Genomic DNA, 17,304 nt, shown 5'->3' with positions numbered 1-17,304 from the left:
GAACTTATTCCGCGTCAATGGCCTAACTCAGAAAAATGTCGGGATTCAGCGACGGAATCTTCATACGGAGATCCGTCCGCAACCAGCAGCCCGGCGATCCGTTCGGCTTCCGCCAGCGCTTCGTTCCGTCTGGCGTCGGCCCGGGATTTATCTTGATCCATGCCTTCCATGCGGATCGTCCGGATCCAGTCCACGCCGATGAAGGACAATACGGCGGACAAATACCGGCTGCCGTGCTCGAACTCCTTCAGCGGCCCCTCGCTGTACACGTCCCCGCTGGATTGGATCAAAACCGCCTTTTTGCCGGACAACAACGGGATCGGTCCTTCCGGCGTGTAGCGGAACGTTTTGCGGGCGACTTTGATCGTGTCCACGTAGGCTTTCAGCAGGGGAGGAATCCCGAAGTTCCATAACGGATAGGCGAAAACGTACGTGTCGGCGGCGATGAATTGATCGGTGAACCGAAACACGTTCCGGACGATCTCCTGCTCCTCCGCCGGCAATTCCGAGACATCGGCTCCTGCGGCCAACCGGCTCCTCGCCTGCAGAAAATGCCCGTCGATCAGCGGGATCGGCTCGCGATAAACGTCGATTTCGGCAATCTGCGCCTGCGGGTTCAATTTCCGCACCGCCTCCATCAGAGCGCGGCCGACACGCAGGCTATTCGATGCTTCCTCCTTCTTGGGATTCGCGGAGATGTACAGAAAGCTTCTCATTCGTACCACCTCATATACGGGATTTTGACGGATGGAATCAACCTTGCGATACGATCGCGATGCCGATGAACGTCAGCGCGATGCCTCCCCATTGGTGAAGGGCGGGACGTTCCTTCGCGATCAGGACTCCCCATAACAGCGTAAACACCGCAAAAAGGGACGCGGCGGTGATGACGATCGATGTCTGAGCCTCCCGCAATCCGACGTTGTAGCAGACGATCGCCAGAGCGTCGAGAACGCCGACGGCGCAGAGAAGGCCCCATACGTTCCCCCGGGGACGGTTGAATCGCCGTTTCGCGAGGAACGCGGCCAGCGGCAGCAACACGGACGCTTGGAGACGCCCGATCCATACGGTCGCCATTCCTCCGATCGCCAGGGCGGGATCCCGCATGCCGTAAAAGGCGACTCCGAGCAGCAAAGCGGCGCCTGCCGCCCATAAGGCTCCCCGCGTTGGAGAAACGCGCGGGTTCCGTTCGCCTGCGGAGGCGGACCCCGCCAACGTCACGCCGATCACGCCGGCCAGCGTCAGGAGAATGCCGCACAACACCAATGGACTTACGCGTTCGCCGAACATCAGGGCGATCGCCGCCGTAACGGCCGAAAAGCTGGACGCGACCGGAGCGACCACGACCGTCAGCCCGACCTGCAAGCCTCGATAGAGAAACAGTATGCCGGCCAAGTCTAACAGCATCCACACGCTGGCGGAAAGGACGTGGGATCCGGAGTCGATCCATCGCCATTCCTGAAAGGCAATCATCATGACGGTTAGCAGAACGAACCCGGTCAACTGCATCACCCATAACGTCGTGTACGCGCCGACCCGTTTGCTCGATCGGGCCGCCATGAAGTCCGCGGTTCCGAACAGCAAGCCGGAGACCAGCCCCCACAGCACGCCTCCCATAGCATCTCCCTCCATTTTATTTGCGGATTCAAATATTGCTAACACAATAAATACCAATTTTTATTTGCGCAGTCAAGTACTTTTTCCTATAATGGGGTCATCCACATCGAACGGGGGAATCGCGATTGAGCAAGCTCCGGGAAGATCAACTGGCGGTTTGGAGGGCGTTCGTCAACGCGCATGCCGGGGTCATACGGCGGATCGAGAAAGATTTGGCGGAGCGGCATCAGGTTCCGCTCATCTGGTATGACGTGCTCGTCGCTCTGTATCAATCGCCGGGGAAGAAGCTTCGGATGACCGAGCTCGCGGACAAAGTGGTGCTGACGCCCAGCGGATTGACCCGGCTCGTGGAAAGGCTGGAGAAGGAAGGGCTCGTTCGGCGGGAAAGAACGGAAGAAGACCGGCGGGGTTCGTACACGGTGCTGACCCGCGAAGGGAAGCGGGCGTTCCTGAAAGCTTGGCCGACGTACGAACAGGGCATCCGGGAGTACTTCATCCAAGTATTGACGGAAGAGGAGTGCCGAATCATCGGAGACGGCTTGTCCCGAATCTATCAATCCAGCCGATTATAAGCCAGCGCCAGAGGCTTTTCGATAGTTTCCGGCCTTGAATCCCATCGCCGATAGCCGAATACTTTTCCTGATAGAGGAAAAAATGATGCAAGGTGGTGAATTCGGCGATGGCGTTCCTGCTGATTTCCGTTGCGATTTTCAATGGCGTCGCGTTTTTGATGCCGAAGCGTTTGAGGCGCACCGACATGTTCGTCGTTGCTTTGTTCGGGCTCACGTTCCAGAACTTTGTCGATATGTTCGTCAACGTGAAGTATGATTTGTACGGCTTTTTTCAAAAAGGAGTAGACTGGCCCTCCCTTATCCCCATGTTAGGCTTGTTCCCCTCCGCGATCCTGATCTTTTTCAACTATTATCCTTGGAATCATAGGATACGTTCCGTCCTTTATGTCGGTATGGCGACGGCGTTTCTGGTTGGCTTCGAATATTTGTCGCTGCTGACGGATTATTTTTACTACAACGGGTGGAAGCTTTGGTGGTCCGTTATCGAATATCCATTGCTGCTGTATATCAATATCGCGTTTTATAAGATATACAGAACCTTGACGAGGCCTGACGACGCGCGCTGAGCTCCCGCGCTTAGAACAAAATAACTGCATTTCAGCTCTTAGCCCTCGCCTTAAGCAACTAAGCAGCTTTAACATTTTGCCGTGTCGAAAAAAAAACGGCGGACGAGGAACGGATCCTCGCCGCCGCATTGTTCGGCAGGCGCATCGGTTATGCCTTGCGCATATACGCCCTTACGGTGAGCGGAGCGAACACCGCCACGATGATCGCGGCCCCGGCCAAGGAGATGGCCACGTCTTGGCCGAACGTGCCGGCTCCCGTCAGTTCGCGAACGGCCGAGACGAGATGGGAAATCGGATTAATGTTCACGAACCACTGAAGCCAGTCCGGCATCGTGTCGACCGGCACGAAGGCGTTGGAGAGAAACGTCAGCGGAAACAAGATGATCATCGAGATGCCTTGCACGCTCGAAGCCGAACGCGCCAGCACGCCGAAGAAAGCGAAAATCCAGCTGACCCCCCAGGAGCAGACGATGACGAGAAGACCTGCGATCGCCACGCTCCCGAGGCCGCCTTCCGCCCGGAAGCCCATGAGGTATCCCATGATGAACGTCAGCACGGTCGCGATGGCATAGCGGACCGTATCGGCGAGCAACGCCCCCGCCAGCGGAGCGATGCGCGCGATCGGCAGCGACTTGAAGCGGTCGAATACGCCTTTGTCCATGTCTTCGCGAAGCTGGACGCCGGTCACGATCGATGTTCCGATGACCGTTTGCACGAGAATGCCGGGAATGATGACCGGCAAATAGCTGTGCACGTCGCCGGAGATCGCGCCTCCGAAGATATAGGTAAACATTAAGGTGAACAGGATCGGCTGCAGCGTAACGTCGAACAATTGCTCGGGCGTATGCCGGATTTTCAGCAGCCCGCGATAAGCCATCGTGAGCGAGTTGCGGATCGTCTGGTAGAAGCTCGGCCGGTTTTTAAGCCTCATCGTCGCGGCGGATGGGATTCCTGCATGATTCATGCCAATACCTCCTCGGGTTCGGCTTCGTGAGACGCCGAATTCTCGTTCTCTTTCACGCCATGGCCGGTGATCGTCAGGAACACTTCGTCAAGCGTCGGTTTCAACACGCTGATCTCGGCCAGATGGATGCCTGCCGTACGCAGGGCGATCAGCAAATCGGTGACTTTGTCGGCGTCCGACATCGGAGCGGTGATTTTCCCCGCTTCCGCGGACAGGGCGGCCTTCACGCCGAGCGTGTGCTCCACCAGCCTTTTGGCGCCGTCGACTTCGTGTGCCCGCTGCACCCTCAGGTGAAGCGACGAAGTGCCGACGGACGCTTTCAGTTCATCCGCCGTGCCTTCGGCCACGACGTGCCCGCGGTCGATCACGGCGATCCGGTCGGCCAGTTGGTCCGCTTCATCAAGGTACTGCGTAGTCAGCAAGACGGTGGAGCCCGTCTTCACCAGCCGGCGGATCGTCTCCCACATCTGCGCCCGCGTGCGCGGGTCGAGCCCGGTCGTCGGTTCGTCCAGGAAGATCAGCGGAGGCTGCGCGATCAGGCTCGCCGCCAAGTCCAGCCGCCGGCGCATGCCGCCGGAGAAGTTTTTGAGCGGCCGTTTGGCCGCTTCCGTGAGGCCGAATTCCTCGAGCAGCTCGGAGGCTTTCCGCCGCGCCTCGCCGCGTCCCAGCCCGAGCAGCCGGGAGAAGATGATCAGGTTCTCCGTTGCGCTGAGCGATTCGTCCACCGAAGCGTACTGCCCGGTGACCCCGATCAATTGGCGGACGATTTGCGGCTCCTTCTTCACGTCGTATCCGAAAATGCTCGCCGAACCCGCGTCCGGCCGCAGCAGCGTAGCCAACATCCGGATGGTCGTCGTTTTGCCGGCGCCGTTCGGGCCCAGCACCGCGTAAATCGTCCCGGCGCGGACCTGCAAATCCACGCCGTCCACCGCCCGGTTGTCGCCGAACGTTTTGACGAGCCCGCGCGCTTCGACGGCCCACTCTCCTCGGCCCAGGGTTTTGTTTTCTTTCACCATGGTTTCCTCCCTCGTTTCATTTCACAAGGGAATCCTAACAAGCGATTGTGAATGGAATATGAATTGGACGGCATGATCCAATTCCGTCATGAAGGAGGACTGCGGTGAGCGGTCTAAGCGCGGAAGTAAAAGATGCATTGGTTCGATACTTGAGAGAGGAAATGCAAGCTTGCGCCATCATCCTGTTCGGTTCGGCTGCGCAGGAGCGTCTGCGCGCGGACAGCGACGTCGATCTCGCCTTTCTCGGCGACCGCTCCTACGCCCCCTGCGATCTTTTTATGGCCGCAGGCGATCTGGCGTCGATTACGGGACGGGATGTCGATTTGATCGACTTTCGGCAAGGCAGTACGGTCCTGCTTGCCTATAAAAACAAAAAAGGAACGGGCCTTAAACGGGGCCGTTCCTGATTTTCTTCCGTTGTCCGATTCGCTTCCGTCGCTCAAGAGGGGCATGAGGCGGCTAAGGGACACAGCGGACGCTACTGGGGTCAATCCGCGAATATTCGTTTTCTAACGGACACCGTTGCGCTTATTTGGGGCAAATTACCGAACTTGGACGCGATTCGTTGCCAATAAGGGCTGCGGTGTCCGTTACGATTCGAGATTGACCGTTTCTCGTAAAATAACGGCTCCGGTGTCCGTTAGGTTCAGCGCCAGCCGCTCCAGTGCCACAACGGTTGCAGAATCATCGTTCTCCGTCTCTCGCCATATGGCTATAAAGCTCCCCGGTTGCCATGTTCATGTCGGTCTCCGGCTTCAGCCGGTTCTCGAAACCTGCAATCCGCCGGCTCCAGATCTTTTCGGCGTCCATTCACTCGGCAGGACGTACGACATATTGTTTTCCAGCCGCCGCTTGCCATTCCGCGCCGCTCGCGCCATATGCCGCCGTCTTCACGGCGGCGCCGCCTTCGGACACGCGGACCGGAACGCCGGCTTCCACGCGACAGCGTGCATCCGTACCATCCTGAGCGCGGATGACCGCCTCCGTCAGCTTACCCTCCGACCACCGGAGGTCGACCTCGTATCCCCCTCTGGCCCGGAGCCCGGTCGCCTCGCCGGCCGGCCAAGCTTTCGGAAGCGCCGGCAGCAGCCGGATGGCGCCCGCATGGCTCTGCAGCAGCATCTCCGCGATGCCGGCTGTCGCGCCGAAGTTGCCGTCGATCTGGAAAGGCGGGTGGTTGTCGAACAGATTGGGCAGCGTGGAGTGGGCAAGCAGCGCCCGGATATTCTCGTACGCGGTGTCCCCGTTTTCCAGCCGGGCCCAGAAATTGATGATCCAAGCCCGGCTCCAGCCGGTATGCCCGCCGCCGTTCGCCAGCCGCCGCTCCAAGGTAACCTGCGCGGCGGCCGCCCATTCGGGCGTGCCGCTCACCGTGATCCGGCTGCCCGGGTGCAGCGCGAACAGATGGGAAATATGGCGATGCCCGGGCTCCGCCTCCTCGTAGTCCTCCATCCATTCCATCAGCTGCCCGTGACGCCCGATCGAAGGCTCGGGCAGCCGGCTCCTCGCTTCCGCCAGCGCTCCCCGGAAATCGGCGTCCTCCTGCAGCAGCTCGGACGCGCCGATGCAAGCCGAGAACAGTTCGAACAGGATCTGGCTATCCATCGACGGCCCCATGCAGAGGGTTCCGGATTGTCCGTTCGGCAATACGTACGTATTCTCCGGCGAAACGGAAGGGTTCGTGACGAGCCGGCCGTCCGGCGTCTCCACGAGGAAATCCAGGAAAAACTCCGCCGCTTCCTTCATGACTGGATATGCCCGCTTCAAGAACGCGGTGTCCCGGCTGAAAGCGTAATGCTCCCACAGGTGCAGGCACAGCCAGGCGGCGCCCATCGGCCAGTACGTCGCGGGCAGCCAAATATCCTGCGGGGCGGTATCGCCCCAGAGATCCGTATTGTGATGGGCGACGAAGCCGCGGCAGCCGTACATCGCCCGCGCCGTCCGCCGTCCGGGTTCCCGCATCCGCTCGATCAGGTCGAACAGCGGCTCGTGGCACTCGGCCAGATTGCACGTTTCGGCAGGCCAATAGTTCATCTGCGTGTTGATATTGATCGTGAATTTGCTGTCCCAAGGCGGCAGCATCGACTCGTTCCATATCCCTTGCAAATTGGCGGGGAGCGAACCCGGTCGGCTGCTGGATTGGAGCAAATACCGGCCGAAATGGAACAGCAGCGCCGCCAGCCCCGGATCGTCGTGCCCTTGCTTCACCCGTTCCAGCCGAGCGTCGACCGGCAGGGCCTCCAACGATTCCTCGCAATCCAAACGGAAAGCGACCCGGCCCGAAAGAGAAGCGAAGTCCCGGACGTGGCGGTCTCTCAGGTTTTCATAATCTGATGAACTCGCGGCGTCCAAAACTTCCAGAACGGCGCGTTCCGGATCGGCATGACGGAACGTCGTGGCTGCCGCCGCGAGCAGCAGCACGCTGTCCGCCTGCTCGACCGACAGGAACTCCCCGAGGATCCGAATCCGGCCGCCTTGCGGGATGGCCCGCACGCCGAGCCGGAAGTCCACGCCGCCCCCGCCTCCTGCGTTCCCCCGCATGATCAGCGTATCCGATCCCGAACGGACCAGTTCGTCGAAATAACGGTCATTAGGGCCTCGTGTCAGCCGGAGTTTAAACGAGATGCTGCCGGGCCGATCCGCTGCATACCGGAATGCCACGACGGCATCCGGCTCGCTGGCGAACGCCTCCCGTTCAAAGCGGACATCGCCGCGCCGATAGCGGACTCGCGCCACGCCGTCCGTGAGGTCCAGTTCTCTGCGATAATCGGTTGCCTCGCTTTGGTCGGCGAAGGTGAGGTTCAGATCGGCGAGCGGCAAATAGTGCCGCTGCGACTCCGGTACGCCGGACAATGCCAGGGCGGTCAGCTCGTGCGCTTCGTCCAGCCGCCCTTGGGCGATCGCTTGCCGGATTTCTTCCAAATGAGACAACGCGTCCGGGTTATTGCGGTCCCGGGGGCCGCCATACCAGAGGCTGTCTTCGTTCAACGCGATCCTATCCTGCGACGGATGCCCGAATACCATGGCGCCCAGCTTGCCGTTGCCGATCGGCAGCGCTTCTTCCCATTCGCCCGCCGGTTTGTCGAACCACAGCTCCGTTTTCCGAATACCCAAACTTATCGCCCCCTGTAGACAACGTTGCCTAAGATTCGCCTTTCCGTTCAACGATCCTTAGCTCTTGGCTTACAGCTCCAAGATCGCTTTGATCACGCCGGTCTCCGGCTCCAGCCAGCTCTCGAAATCCGCGATCATATGCGCCAGATCCGATCGGTGCGTGACGTAACGGCCGATGTCGATCAAGCCCGAGCGCACGGTTTCGATCACGTGCCGGAAATCCTCGCGGGTCGCGTTCCGGCTGCCCATCAGCGTCAATTCGCGCTTGTGGAACTCCGGATCGCGGAACGTCAGGTCCGCCTTCACCAGGCCGACGAATACCAGCCTGCCTCCGTGCGCGACCCGTTCGAACGCACCCTCCATCGAACGGACGTTGCCCGTGGCGTCGAACGCGGCCGTCGGCAGCTCTCCCCCGGTCAGTTCGGCCAACCGATCCTGACCTTCCCGCAAGGCATGGACGGTTTCGTCCGCCCCGGCCCAAGAACGGCAAAACGCCAGCCGCTCGTCATTTATATCCATGGCGATCACCCGGGCGCCTGCCGCTTTGGCGAAGGCCATGACGCCCAGCCCGATCGGGCCCGCCCCGATGACCAAGACATCCTCTCCCGGCAACAGCCCGGCGCGGCGAACCGCGTGGGCTCCGATCGCCAGCGGCTCCAGCATCGCGGCTTGATCCCAAGTCAAACCTTCCGTCTTGACGAGATGGGTCGCCGGGACGGCGATCCGCTCCCGCATGCCGCCGTCTGCGTGTACCCCGAGCACCTTCATCCGGGTGCAGCAGTTCGTCTTCCCGTTCCGGCAGGCGACGCAGCTCCCGCAATGGAGATAAGGAATGACGCTGACGGGATCTCCCGCGCGCAAGCCTTCGCCGTTCTCGCCGATCCGCTCGATCACGCCGGCGAGCTCGTGCCCGAGAATTCGCGGATACTCGAAGAAAGGCTGGTTTCCTTGATACGCGTGCAAGTCCGTGCCGCAAATCCCGACCCGGCGAATGCGCACGATCGCCTCGCCAAGACCCGCTTCCGGCTCCGGCAAGTCATCGCGGAGACGGAACGACCCGATTTCCTCGCAGACGATCCCTCTCATTCCGCACGCTCCTTCCGGACTCCGGCGGAAGCGTCATGATATTCCGGACGGCCGCTGGGCCAACTCATGTTATGGATAGGCGCCAGGATACCCAGTACATTCGCAAGCAAATCTTCGTCTAGCGGCTCTTCCGTCCATTGCGCGTTACGAACGATATGGTCCGGGTTCGCCGTGCTGACGAGCGTGGTCGGAATCCGCTCGTTCGAGGTGGAGAACTGCACGGCCAGCTTGGCGATGTCGGCGCCTTGGGACGCGCAGAATTCCGCGGCTTTCCGGCAAATCTCCTTCACTTCCGGTGCGGCGGGATGCCAATCCGGCGCGCCCCGCGTGCCGAGCAGCCCCATCGACAACGGCGACGCGTTGACCAGGCCGATGCCGCGTTCTTCCAACATCGGCAGCAAACCGAGCAGCGAAGTATCGTTCAGCGAATAGTGGCAGTACGAGAGGATGGCGTCCGCGTCCGCCCGGGACAGCATCGTCTCGAACAACCGCAGCGGCAGCCCGCTGATGCCGCCGAACCGGATTTTCCCCTGCTCCTTCAAACGGTCCAAAGCGGGAATCGCTTCCTCCAGCACGATGTCCCCCGGCACGAATTCGATGTCGTGCAGGAATAGGAGATCGACGTATTCCACGTGCAGTCTCTGCAAGCTTTCCTCGACGCTGCTCAAAATCCGTTTCGCGGAAAAATCGAACTCGTCGGTTCCGTAGCGTCCCGCCTTGGTGGACAGCAAATAGCGGTCGCGCGGGATACCCTTGAGCGCCTGGCCCAACACGGTTTCGGCTTTCGTCAGCCCGTAATACGGGGACACGTCGATGTAGTTGATGCCGGCGTCGATCGCCGCATGCACCGCGCGGATGCCTTCCCCGTCGTCCGTTTCCCGGAACACCGAGCCGAGCGAAGAAGCGCCGAAGCTAAGTGCGGAAACCTCCAGTCCCGTACGTCCCAGCTTGCGGGTTTTCATTAGAGGATCACCCCGTCTTTGAAAATGGCGATTTCGCGGAAACCGTTCGTTTCATTATGCGTCCGTACTTCACCCGAAGCCAGCCGAAGCAGGTATGTCCACAACTCGTCGGTCAACTCCGGCATGGCGGCGCCTTCCAGCAGCCGGCCGGCGTTGAAATCGATCCAACCCTTCTTCCGCTGCGCCAGCTCGGAATTCGTGGAAATTTTCACCGTCGGAACGGGTCCGCCGAACGGCGTGCCGCGGCCGGTCGTGAACAGCACGATTTGCGCGCCGGCCGCGGTCAGCGCGGTCACCGACACGAGATCGTTGCCCGGCGCCTCCAGCAGGTTCAGTCCGGGACGGCTCACCCGCTCGCCGTAAGCGACGACGTCCGTGACGATCGCATGGCCGCCTTTCTGCGTGCAGCCGAGCGACTTCTCCTCCAGCGTGCTGATGCCGCCCGCTTTGTTGCCCGGAGAAGGATTCTCGTAGATTTCCTGGTTGTGGCGGATGAAATATTGCTTGAAGCCGTTAATAAGCGACACGATGCCGCCGAACACCCGCTCGTCGGCGGCGCGGTTCATCAGAATGGTCTCGGCGCCGAACATTTCGGGCACTTCCGTCAGGATCGCCGTGCCCCCTCCGGCGGTCACGCGGTCGGCGATCGTGCCGACGAGCGGATTGGCCGTAATGCCCGAGAAACCGTCCGAGCCTCCGCATTTCAGCCCGATTTTCAGTTTGGAGACGGGAACGGGTTGACGCTTGAATGTCTCCGCGTATTCCGCGAGCTCCTCGAGGAGCTCGAGCCCGCGGCCCAGCTCGTCTTCCTCTTCCTGCGACTTCATGAATTTGATCCGACTCGGATCGTAATCCCCGATCGCCTGCTTGAACGAATCGATCTGGTTGTTCTCGCAGCCGAGCCCTACGACCAGCACGCCGGCCGCGTTCGGGTGATTAACCAGGGAGGCCAGCAGCTTCTGGGTGTAGGTCAGGTCGTCTCCCAACTGGGAGCACCCGAACGGATGGGCGAAATGGTACACCCCGTCGACCCGGCATTGGAAGGCGGAATCCCCCCGTTTGGCCAAAATCTCGCACGTCTTGTTGATGCACCCGACCGTGTTCAAGATCCAGATCTCGTTGCGGATGCCGACGTCCCCGTTCTCCCGGACGTATCCCATGAAAGTTTGGCCGCCCTTCGGCTCCGCGGCCGGCGGATGGGCGGAAGGTTCATAGCGGTACTCCAGGATCCCGCTGAGCCCGGTTCCCAAGTTATGCGTATGCACCCAGGTTCCCGGCTTCAGATCTTCCTTGGCCTTGCCGATGGAATAACCGAACTTCCTCACGTCCTCGCCGCGTTTCACCGCCGCCGTCAATACTTTATGGCCTTTCGGCACCTCATCGGCCACGGTCAGCGCCGTGCCGTCCTCCAGCGTCAACGTTTCCCCCGGCGCGAACGGCCGCAAGGCGACCACGACCTGGTCCTGCGGCGACAATCTGATCCAATCGCTCATCTGCCGATCCTCCCGTCAGTTCCATTCCCGGATGATGCCCGCCAACGCTTCCGCCGCACCGTTCCAAACGTTCAAATCCCGTCCCCACAGCGCTTCGTCCGCCAGAAGCCCGCGAATCGCCTGCTCCTCCGAGGCGGATTCCTCCCAGACGGAGGCGATCCGCTCGAGCGCGGCGGCGTCATCCCGAACCTTGTACGGCACACCGCCGAGCGAAGTTCCTTCGAAGCTCCCGTCTTCGCGCCGTTTCACCCGGTAGTAACGCAGCAGTCCCGCCCAGCCGCGGAGCAGCAAGTCCGGGAGCGGCTCGCCGCGGTCGGCGTACGAAGCGAGCGTCGGCAGCAGCCGCGTTTTGAATTTGCTCAGGCTGTTCATCGCGATATCGGCCAGGCGGTGGCGGATAAACGGATTGGCGAAACGCTCGAACACCGAATCGGCGTAAGCCGTCACTTCAGCCGACGGACCCGGGAGCGATGGAACGATCGATCGGTACACCGCGTCCCGCACGGCCGCTCCAAGCTCCGGGTGCTGCAGCAGCTCCCCGACGGTCTCGACTCCGTGCAGCAAGCCAAGCGGAGTCATCCACGTGTGGGCCCCGTTCAATATCCGGACCTTGCGCAGCTGGAACGCGGACAAATCGTTCGTCCAATGGACGTTCAGCCCGGCCTTGCGGAACGGGAGCACGTCCTCCCATTCCGGCCCGCCTTCGATCGCCCACAAGTGATAGGGCTCGGCGGTCACGAGCAAGTCGTCGCGGTACCCCCATTCCGAGAACCACGCCTCGGCCTGCTCTTCCGGCGGGTACCCGGTCACGATCCGGTCCACGAGGGAGTTCAGGAAGCGATTCCGTTTCACGACCCAATCCTTGAACGCCTGGGAATATCCCCAGTCATCCGCATAGCGGAGCACCGCGTCCCGAAGCGCATCCCCGTTCCGGTCCAGCAGCTCGCAAGGCAGGAATAGCAGACCGCTGCCCGCTGCATCCCTAAGCGCTTCGAACCGGGCGTGCAGCAGGAACGCGATTTTCCCGGGAAACGATTCGATCGCGCCGCCCGCCGCGGGAAGCGGCTCCGGACGATAGACGAGTCCGGCTTCGGTCGTGTTGGAGAATACGATCTTCAGATCGGGACTTACGGCGATTCGGACCAGCTTCTCCCATTCGGAATAAGGATCGAACGCCTCCGAGAACACGGAAACGATTTCTTTGCGCTCCACCGTTTTCCCGTCTTCCAAACCGCGGGTCACCAGCGTATATACGCCGTCTTGCCCGGCGAGTTTATCGATTTTGGCTTTACCGGAGGGCCGGGGCTGAACGACGGCGATCGCCCCGTCGAACAAGCCTTGGTTCCGGCACGTCTGGATCATCCAATCCGCGAACCCGCGGAGGAAATTGCCCTCCCCGATTTGCAGAACCCGGATGGGGCTTTGCAGCGCTTCATCGCTCCGGACCTTGTCATCTCCCGTAAGCAAGGATCGATTCAATGCTTTCATAGACGATAGAACTCCTTCGCGTTTAATCCGAACAGCTTGGCTTTCTCTTCCTCTCCCCAGGCGTCCGGCAGCGACCGAAGCAGCACGTCCATCGCTTCGTCGTATTCCGCGGCCATGAGGCAGACCGGCCAGTCGCTTCCGAACATCACTCTGTCCGGGCCGAAAGCCTCCGCCGCAAGCCGCACGTAAGGCACGAAATCTTCCGGACGCCAGCGCTCGGGATCGGCTTCCGTCACCATGCCGGACAGCTTGCAAAACAACCCGGGAAACCTTGCGAGCTCCCGGATTTGCTCGCTCCACGGCGTGAAGACGCCCGAGCGGATGTCCGGCTTGGCGATATGGTCGATCACCGCACGCAGTCCCGGCACCTGGCGCAGCAAATTCAAAGTCGGTTCCAATTGGCTGCTTCGCACGAGCAGGTCGATCGGAACGCCTTCCTCCGCGTAGCCGCGCAGCGCGTTTACGAATTCGGGCGCGAGGATGCGGTTCGCGTCGGGCATCTCCTGGATCATGATCCGGAATCCGACGAATTTCGGACGGCTCCGAAAACTTTCGAAGTGCTCGCGATGGCGCGGATCGAACAAGTCCAGCCAGCCGACGACCCCCAGAATCGCCGGTTCGGCTTCCGCCAGCGTCAGGATATAATCCGTCTCCTCCAGCGTCGGCGCCGCCTGAACGACGACGCTGCCGTCGATGTCATGGTCCCGTAAATGAGGGGCCAAATGCTCCGGCAAAAAGTCGCGGTACAGCACCGGAATGTCGGGCGTGATCCACCCGTAGTCGCCGCGGCTGATTTTCCAGTAATGCTGATGGGCGTCGATCCTCATGGACCAAGACCTCTCTTCCGAATCGGAATGGAAAACGCTCTCCCTTTCATTGTAGCAACCGAAAATGCTATTCAAATAACGGATCATTGCCACTTTGTATCTTTTTTTGATATTCTGAAAGCGAAAAGCCGAGAGAGGAAGCGACTTCGATGACCGCCTACAGAAAACCGTTTTTCGGGGATCCGCTGTTTCCTTTCCAGATCGTGCACAAAGACAAAAAAAGCCCGGAAAAAGAGCTGCCGGACCATTTGCACGACCGTTATGAACTCGTTTACGTTTACGCGGGCCAAGGAACGTTCTTTATCGATAAAACCCTCTACGAGAAAAAGCCCGGAGACCTGTTTCTGATCCCGGGCAACACGATCCACCGTTCTTTCCCCGATCCGGAGGACCCGATCGTCTCCACCGCTTTGTTCTTCGCGCCGGGGATGGCGCTCGCCGAATCGTTCGACGACGGGTACTCCAACTTGCGCTGCTTCGAGGCCGCCAGAACCCGGAAACGTTATAAAATGGCGCTGCCCGCTGAAATGCGGGAGACCGCGGAAAAGCTGCTCGACGAAATCGAAGAGGAGCTACGGCAAGCGCGGCTCGGTTACCGGCAGGCGGTCCGCATCCAGCTGCAGCGGCTGCTGCTTTTGTTGAACCGGCACGCGGCGGAGGGTTGGCCGGACGAAGGGAGCGACCGCCGGCTCGGCCCCTCCTGGCTGCGCGAAGCGCTTCGGGAGATCGACGACGGATTGGGCCGCGACCTCGGACTGTCCAAGCTCGCGAAGGCCGCATCCGTCGCCCCTTCGCATTTTTCCCGCGTCTTCAAGCAGTACACCGGCATGAACGTGACGGATTACGTGAACGCGAAGCGGATCGTCCGCGCCAAAGACTTGCTCTTGCGGTCGGAGGCGGGCGTCGGCGAGATCGCCGAAGCGTGCGGCTTCGAAAGCCTGCCCCACTTCCACCGCGTGTTCAAGTCGCTGACTGGCGTTACGCCTAAAACCTACCGGCGCGAGAAAACAATGCACTAATCGCGGTAGAACGGCGGGCGCAGGAAGGTCGAACGGCGCCCGCCGCTCCCGATCGCGGGAACCCGCGACGCTCAATAATACGTGCGCAAGTCGATTTTGCGGCCCGACTTCGCGCTGTCGATGGCGCCGAACACCATGGCCAGGCTTTTGATGTTGTCGCGGCAGTCGGTTTCGGCCTTGCGGCCTTCCGAGAGCGCGGCGAACATTTCGTCGAGGCACCCTTCGTGGCCGGCCCGGCCTTTCCATTCCATGGGAGCTTCCACCCGTTTGTAGTCCCGAATGAATTTTTCCGTTTGATCGCCGGGCGCCACCACTTCCGCGTATGGAACGCCGGTGCCGTCCCAGATCGCCGTGCCCGTCTCGCCGTTCAAGCGCCAAGCCGCGTCCCAGGAGGTCGGAGCGCCTTCCGCGCACCAGGAACCGCGATACGAGAAGACGGAACCGTCCGACATTTCGAAAATGCAGACGGCGGACGCGTTCCCGGCGTACCAGGAACCCGGCGGGTTGAACTCATGGCAATACACCGACACGGGATCGGCGCCCGTCAGAAACCGCGCCTCGTCGAACGTATGGATCGCCATGTCCAGGATGAGCGGGCTGTCCATCGCGTCGCGGAAGCCGCCGAAATGCGCCCCGATGAAAAACTCGGCGCCGATGTAACCGACCCTGCCGATCGCGCCCCGCGCGACCAAATCCCGCAACGCGCGGATCGGGGCCGAGTAACGGCGGTTCTGCATGACCGAGTAAGACCGCCCGGTCCGGTCGGAGATCGCGATCAGCTCGCGCGCCTCGGCCATCGACTCGGCCATCGGCTTTTCCCCGAACACGTCGGCCCCCGTCTGCATCGCCGTCGAGCAGACCGTGTAGTGGCTGGCCGGAATCGTCACGTCGAAGACGAGATTGGCTCCGGTGTCCGCCAGCGCCTCTTTCAAATCCTTGTATACTCCGCACTCAAGTCCGTGTCGCTCGGCCATCGCCCTGGCGTTTTCCGGCACGATGTCCACCAGTCCGACGATCCGCGCATCCTCCCGCGACAGCGCCGTTTTTACCCAGGCGTTGGCCATGCCTCCGCATCCGGCTACAACAATCCGATAGTCACTCATTGGTTAAGCGGCCTCCTCTCAACGTCTCCACTTTAGTGCAAGCCGCTTCCGGGCGCAAGTCGGAATCTCATTCGCCTCCGCGTAGGCTTAACCTTCGTCGACGCTGCGTTGTGGTCCCGTTAAGTCGGCCGCACCGACTTAAACCCGCGCAACGCCCCCCTACCGGAAATACAGCGACAGCGGCTGAATGCCGAGCTTCTTGAGCGCCTCCGCCGCCAGCTTCGCCAGCCCGATCGCCCCCCGCTCCTGAAAATGCGTGTTGTCCTCCACGCCGTTCGGGAACCGGATGAATTCGCCCGGCGCGCCCCACATGAACACGGACTTCGTCGCCTCCGGGCCCAGCTTCTCGAACCATTCCCGCGACACCTCCGCCATGTCCAGCAGCGGCACCTCCTCCTCCGCGGCCAGCTCCCGCATGGCCGTCAAGTAGTCGCCGTGCGTGTCGGCCAAGCTGCCGTCCTCCGCGAAGAAGCGCCGGTGGATCGACGTCGCGAGAATCGGGATGGCCTTTCTCTCCTTCGCCGCCTCGATATATTTCCGCAAATGGTCCTTATAGGCGGTAAAAGGCTCCGTCCGCCGTTCTTCGTCCTTTTTCTGGTCGTTGTGCCCGAACTGCACGATCAAATAGTCATAGGGCTTGATCGTGGCCAAGATGGCGTCCAGCCGACCTTCGGCGATGAAGCTTTTCGAGCTCCGGCCCGACGCCGCATGGTTCCACACGGCCGCGTCCGCCTTGAATACGTGCGGCAGCATCTGCCCCCAGCCGCTGTACGGATACCCGTCGGCCGGCTGGTTCGTCGCGGTGGAATCGCCCGCGATATAGACGGTGCATACCTGCTGCGCAGGCGCGACTTCCAACGCATTCAGCCGCGGCGCCAACCCGCTGAACGCAAGCCGCAGCGTCCCGTCCGTTACGGGGACGGAGAACCGGATCCACTCGAAATGGCCGGCCGGCGTCCGCTGCCGATGGACGAGCAGCTGCCCTGCCGACCCCTTGATCGTCGTGTCCGTCTCGAACGCGGCGTCTCCGATCAGCGCGCCGACGGTATAAATTCCGTCCGGCACTTGGACCGCGAACGCCGCGCCGAACGGAATGCAGAAATCCCGGCTCAGCGCCGCAGGCTCTCCCCGGTCCCGGAACGATACCGCGCCCGAGCCGGCCTCGTAGAACCCGTATCCCCGACCGCGCTCGAACGCGGCTCCGTCCGCGACTTTGACATACCCTTCCGTCTCCGGCCCCGCGCCGAAATCGAATTTCCAACTTTCCGCCATTTCGACTCTCTCCTCTGCCTTGTCGATCCTCGAATTTTTCAGACCCGCTTGTTCGCAACTTCCATTATCGTACCGCAAACGTCCCGCCATATAGCGAGAAGATTCCGTGTTTCTTGTTCAAAATTCCGGTATTTCGCGGTTGACGGCGCTTACATAGGGTGACATAATTTGTTCACCTTCAATTCTATTTTCTAAACCGACATGG

At 61.1% G+C, this 17,304-nt stretch carries 16 protein-coding genes; 4 read left to right on the top strand and 12 right to left on the bottom strand.

What is annotated here, in order from left to right:
• Positions 1-14: 14 nt before the first annotated feature.
• Positions 15-716, bottom strand: a complete 702-nt coding sequence (locus PTZ19_RS20695) for an FMN-dependent NADH-azoreductase (RefSeq protein WP_276357392.1) — start codon at positions 714-716, stop codon at positions 15-17.
• A gap of 37 nt (positions 717-753) precedes the next feature.
• Positions 754-1,617, bottom strand: a complete 864-nt coding sequence (locus tag PTZ19_RS20690; protein ID WP_276357388.1) for a DMT family transporter — start codon at positions 1,615-1,617, stop codon at positions 754-756.
• Between the two features lie 125 nt (positions 1,618-1,742).
• Here PTZ19_RS20690 and PTZ19_RS20685 point away from each other — a divergent pair, with 125 nt between their 5' ends.
• Both PTZ19_RS20685 and PTZ19_RS20680 read left to right on the top strand, forming a co-directional pair.
• Entirely contained in the window at positions 1,743-2,189 is a 447-nt protein-coding gene (locus tag PTZ19_RS20685; RefSeq protein WP_276357384.1) for a MarR family winged helix-turn-helix transcriptional regulator, read from the top strand.
• A 92-nt stretch (positions 2,190-2,281) separates the two neighbouring features.
• The gene (locus tag PTZ19_RS20680; RefSeq protein WP_276357380.1) at positions 2,282-2,755 is read left to right on the top strand and encodes a CBO0543 family protein; all 474 of its coding nucleotides are present in this window, start codon (positions 2,282-2,284) and stop codon (positions 2,753-2,755) included.
• Between the two features lie 148 nt (positions 2,756-2,903).
• Here the strand turns inward: PTZ19_RS20680 and PTZ19_RS20675 are convergent, their stop codons facing one another.
• Positions 2,904-3,719, bottom strand: a complete 816-nt coding sequence (locus tag PTZ19_RS20675; protein WP_276357378.1) for an ABC transporter permease — start codon at positions 3,717-3,719, stop codon at positions 2,904-2,906.
• The gene (locus PTZ19_RS20670) at positions 3,716-4,732 is read right to left on the bottom strand and encodes an ATP-binding cassette domain-containing protein (RefSeq protein ID WP_276357375.1); all 1,017 of its coding nucleotides are present in this window, start codon (positions 4,730-4,732) and stop codon (positions 3,716-3,718) included. Before PTZ19_RS20670 ends, PTZ19_RS20675 begins: the two co-directional genes overlap by 4 nt.
• A gap of 107 nt (positions 4,733-4,839) precedes the next feature.
• Between PTZ19_RS20670 and mntA the strand changes: the two genes are divergently transcribed.
• On the top strand, positions 4,840-5,142 hold the full coding sequence (gene mntA, locus PTZ19_RS20665) for a type VII toxin-antitoxin system MntA family adenylyltransferase antitoxin (RefSeq protein WP_276357372.1): 303 nt from the start codon (positions 4,840-4,842) through the stop codon (positions 5,140-5,142).
• Between the two features lie 403 nt (positions 5,143-5,545).
• Here the strand turns inward: mntA and PTZ19_RS20660 are convergent, their stop codons facing one another.
• The 6 genes from PTZ19_RS20660 to PTZ19_RS20635 form a co-directional block, all read right to left on the bottom strand.
• On the bottom strand, positions 5,546-7,843 hold the full coding sequence (locus PTZ19_RS20660; RefSeq protein WP_276357567.1) for a glycoside hydrolase family 95 protein: 2,298 nt from the start codon (positions 7,841-7,843) through the stop codon (positions 5,546-5,548).
• 75 nt (positions 7,844-7,918) lie between these two features.
• Positions 7,919-8,935 carry a zinc-binding alcohol dehydrogenase family protein gene (locus PTZ19_RS20655; protein WP_276357369.1) on the bottom strand — a complete coding sequence of 339 codons (1,017 nt, stop codon included), beginning with the start codon at positions 8,933-8,935 and terminating at the stop codon, positions 7,919-7,921.
• Positions 8,932-9,897, bottom strand: coding sequence for an aldo/keto reductase (locus PTZ19_RS20650; protein ID WP_276357367.1), 966 nt, complete (start codon positions 9,895-9,897; stop codon positions 8,932-8,934). The genes PTZ19_RS20655 and PTZ19_RS20650 overlap by 4 nt, the downstream gene beginning before the upstream one ends.
• Positions 9,897-11,390 carry a UxaA family hydrolase gene (locus tag PTZ19_RS20645; protein ID WP_276357365.1) on the bottom strand — a complete coding sequence of 498 codons (1,494 nt, stop codon included), beginning with the start codon at positions 11,388-11,390 and terminating at the stop codon, positions 9,897-9,899. The genes PTZ19_RS20650 and PTZ19_RS20645 overlap by 1 nt, the downstream gene beginning before the upstream one ends.
• Positions 11,391-11,405: 15 nt before the next feature.
• On the bottom strand, positions 11,406-12,878 hold the full coding sequence (locus PTZ19_RS20640) for a tagaturonate reductase (RefSeq protein WP_276357362.1): 1,473 nt from the start codon (positions 12,876-12,878) through the stop codon (positions 11,406-11,408).
• Complete coding sequence (locus tag PTZ19_RS20635; protein WP_276357360.1) at positions 12,875-13,705, bottom strand: amidohydrolase family protein; 831 nt, start codon at positions 13,703-13,705, stop codon at positions 12,875-12,877. Before PTZ19_RS20635 ends, PTZ19_RS20640 begins: the two co-directional genes overlap by 4 nt.
• Positions 13,706-13,854: 149 nt before the next feature.
• On the opposite strand from PTZ19_RS20635, the gene PTZ19_RS20630 reads away from it, so the two are divergent.
• A complete protein-coding gene (locus tag PTZ19_RS20630) occupies positions 13,855-14,724 on the top strand; it encodes an AraC family transcriptional regulator (RefSeq protein WP_276357357.1) in 870 nt (289 codons plus the stop codon).
• A gap of 71 nt (positions 14,725-14,795) precedes the next feature.
• Here the strand turns inward: PTZ19_RS20630 and PTZ19_RS20625 are convergent, their stop codons facing one another.
• Both PTZ19_RS20625 and PTZ19_RS20620 read right to left on the bottom strand, forming a co-directional pair.
• Entirely contained in the window at positions 14,796-15,827 is a 1,032-nt protein-coding gene (locus PTZ19_RS20625; RefSeq protein ID WP_276357353.1) for a Gfo/Idh/MocA family protein, read from the bottom strand.
• A 159-nt stretch (positions 15,828-15,986) separates the two neighbouring features.
• Positions 15,987-17,099 carry a rhamnogalacturonan acetylesterase gene (locus tag PTZ19_RS20620; protein WP_276357350.1) on the bottom strand — a complete coding sequence of 371 codons (1,113 nt, stop codon included), beginning with the start codon at positions 17,097-17,099 and terminating at the stop codon, positions 15,987-15,989.
• Between the last annotated feature and the right edge of the window lie 205 nt (positions 17,100-17,304).

The organism is Cohnella caldifontis (assembly GCF_029360585.1).
Classification (GTDB): Bacteria; Bacillota; Bacilli; order Paenibacillales; family Paenibacillaceae; genus Cohnella; species Cohnella caldifontis.
This window is presented reverse-complemented; position numbering and strand designations above follow the sequence as displayed.

Bases quoted from the DNA above. Each gene is read 5' to 3' on its own strand.
- PTZ19_RS20695 (WP_276357392.1), bottom strand. From the start codon at position 716: ATGAGAAGCTTTCTGTACATCTCCGCGAATCCCAAGAAGGAGGAAGCA.
- PTZ19_RS20690 (WP_276357388.1), bottom strand. From the start codon at position 1,617: ATGGGAGGCGTGCTGTGGGGGCTGGTCTCCGGCTTGCTGTTCGGAACC.
- PTZ19_RS20675 (WP_276357378.1), bottom strand. From the start codon at position 3,719: ATGAATCATGCAGGAATCCCATCCGCCGCGACGATGAGGCTTAAAAAC.
- PTZ19_RS20655 (WP_276357369.1), bottom strand. From the start codon at position 8,935: ATGAGAGGGATCGTCTGCGAGGAAATCGGGTCGTTCCGTCTCCGCGAT.
- PTZ19_RS20650 (WP_276357367.1), bottom strand. From the start codon at position 9,897: ATGAAAACCCGCAAGCTGGGACGTACGGGACTGGAGGTTTCCGCACTT.
- PTZ19_RS20645 (WP_276357365.1), bottom strand. From the start codon at position 11,390: ATGAGCGATTGGATCAGATTGTCGCCGCAGGACCAGGTCGTGGTCGCC.
- PTZ19_RS20640 (WP_276357362.1), bottom strand. From the start codon at position 12,878: ATGAAAGCATTGAATCGATCCTTGCTTACGGGAGATGACAAGGTCCGG.
- PTZ19_RS20635 (WP_276357360.1), bottom strand. From the start codon at position 13,705: ATGAGGATCGACGCCCATCAGCATTACTGGAAAATCAGCCGCGGCGAC.
- PTZ19_RS20630 (WP_276357357.1), top strand. From the start codon at position 13,855: ATGACCGCCTACAGAAAACCGTTTTTCGGGGATCCGCTGTTTCCTTTC.
- PTZ19_RS20625 (WP_276357353.1), bottom strand. From the start codon at position 15,827: ATGAGTGACTATCGGATTGTTGTAGCCGGATGCGGAGGCATGGCCAAC.
- PTZ19_RS20620 (WP_276357350.1), bottom strand. From the start codon at position 17,099: ATGGCGGAAAGTTGGAAATTCGATTTCGGCGCGGGGCCGGAGACGGAA.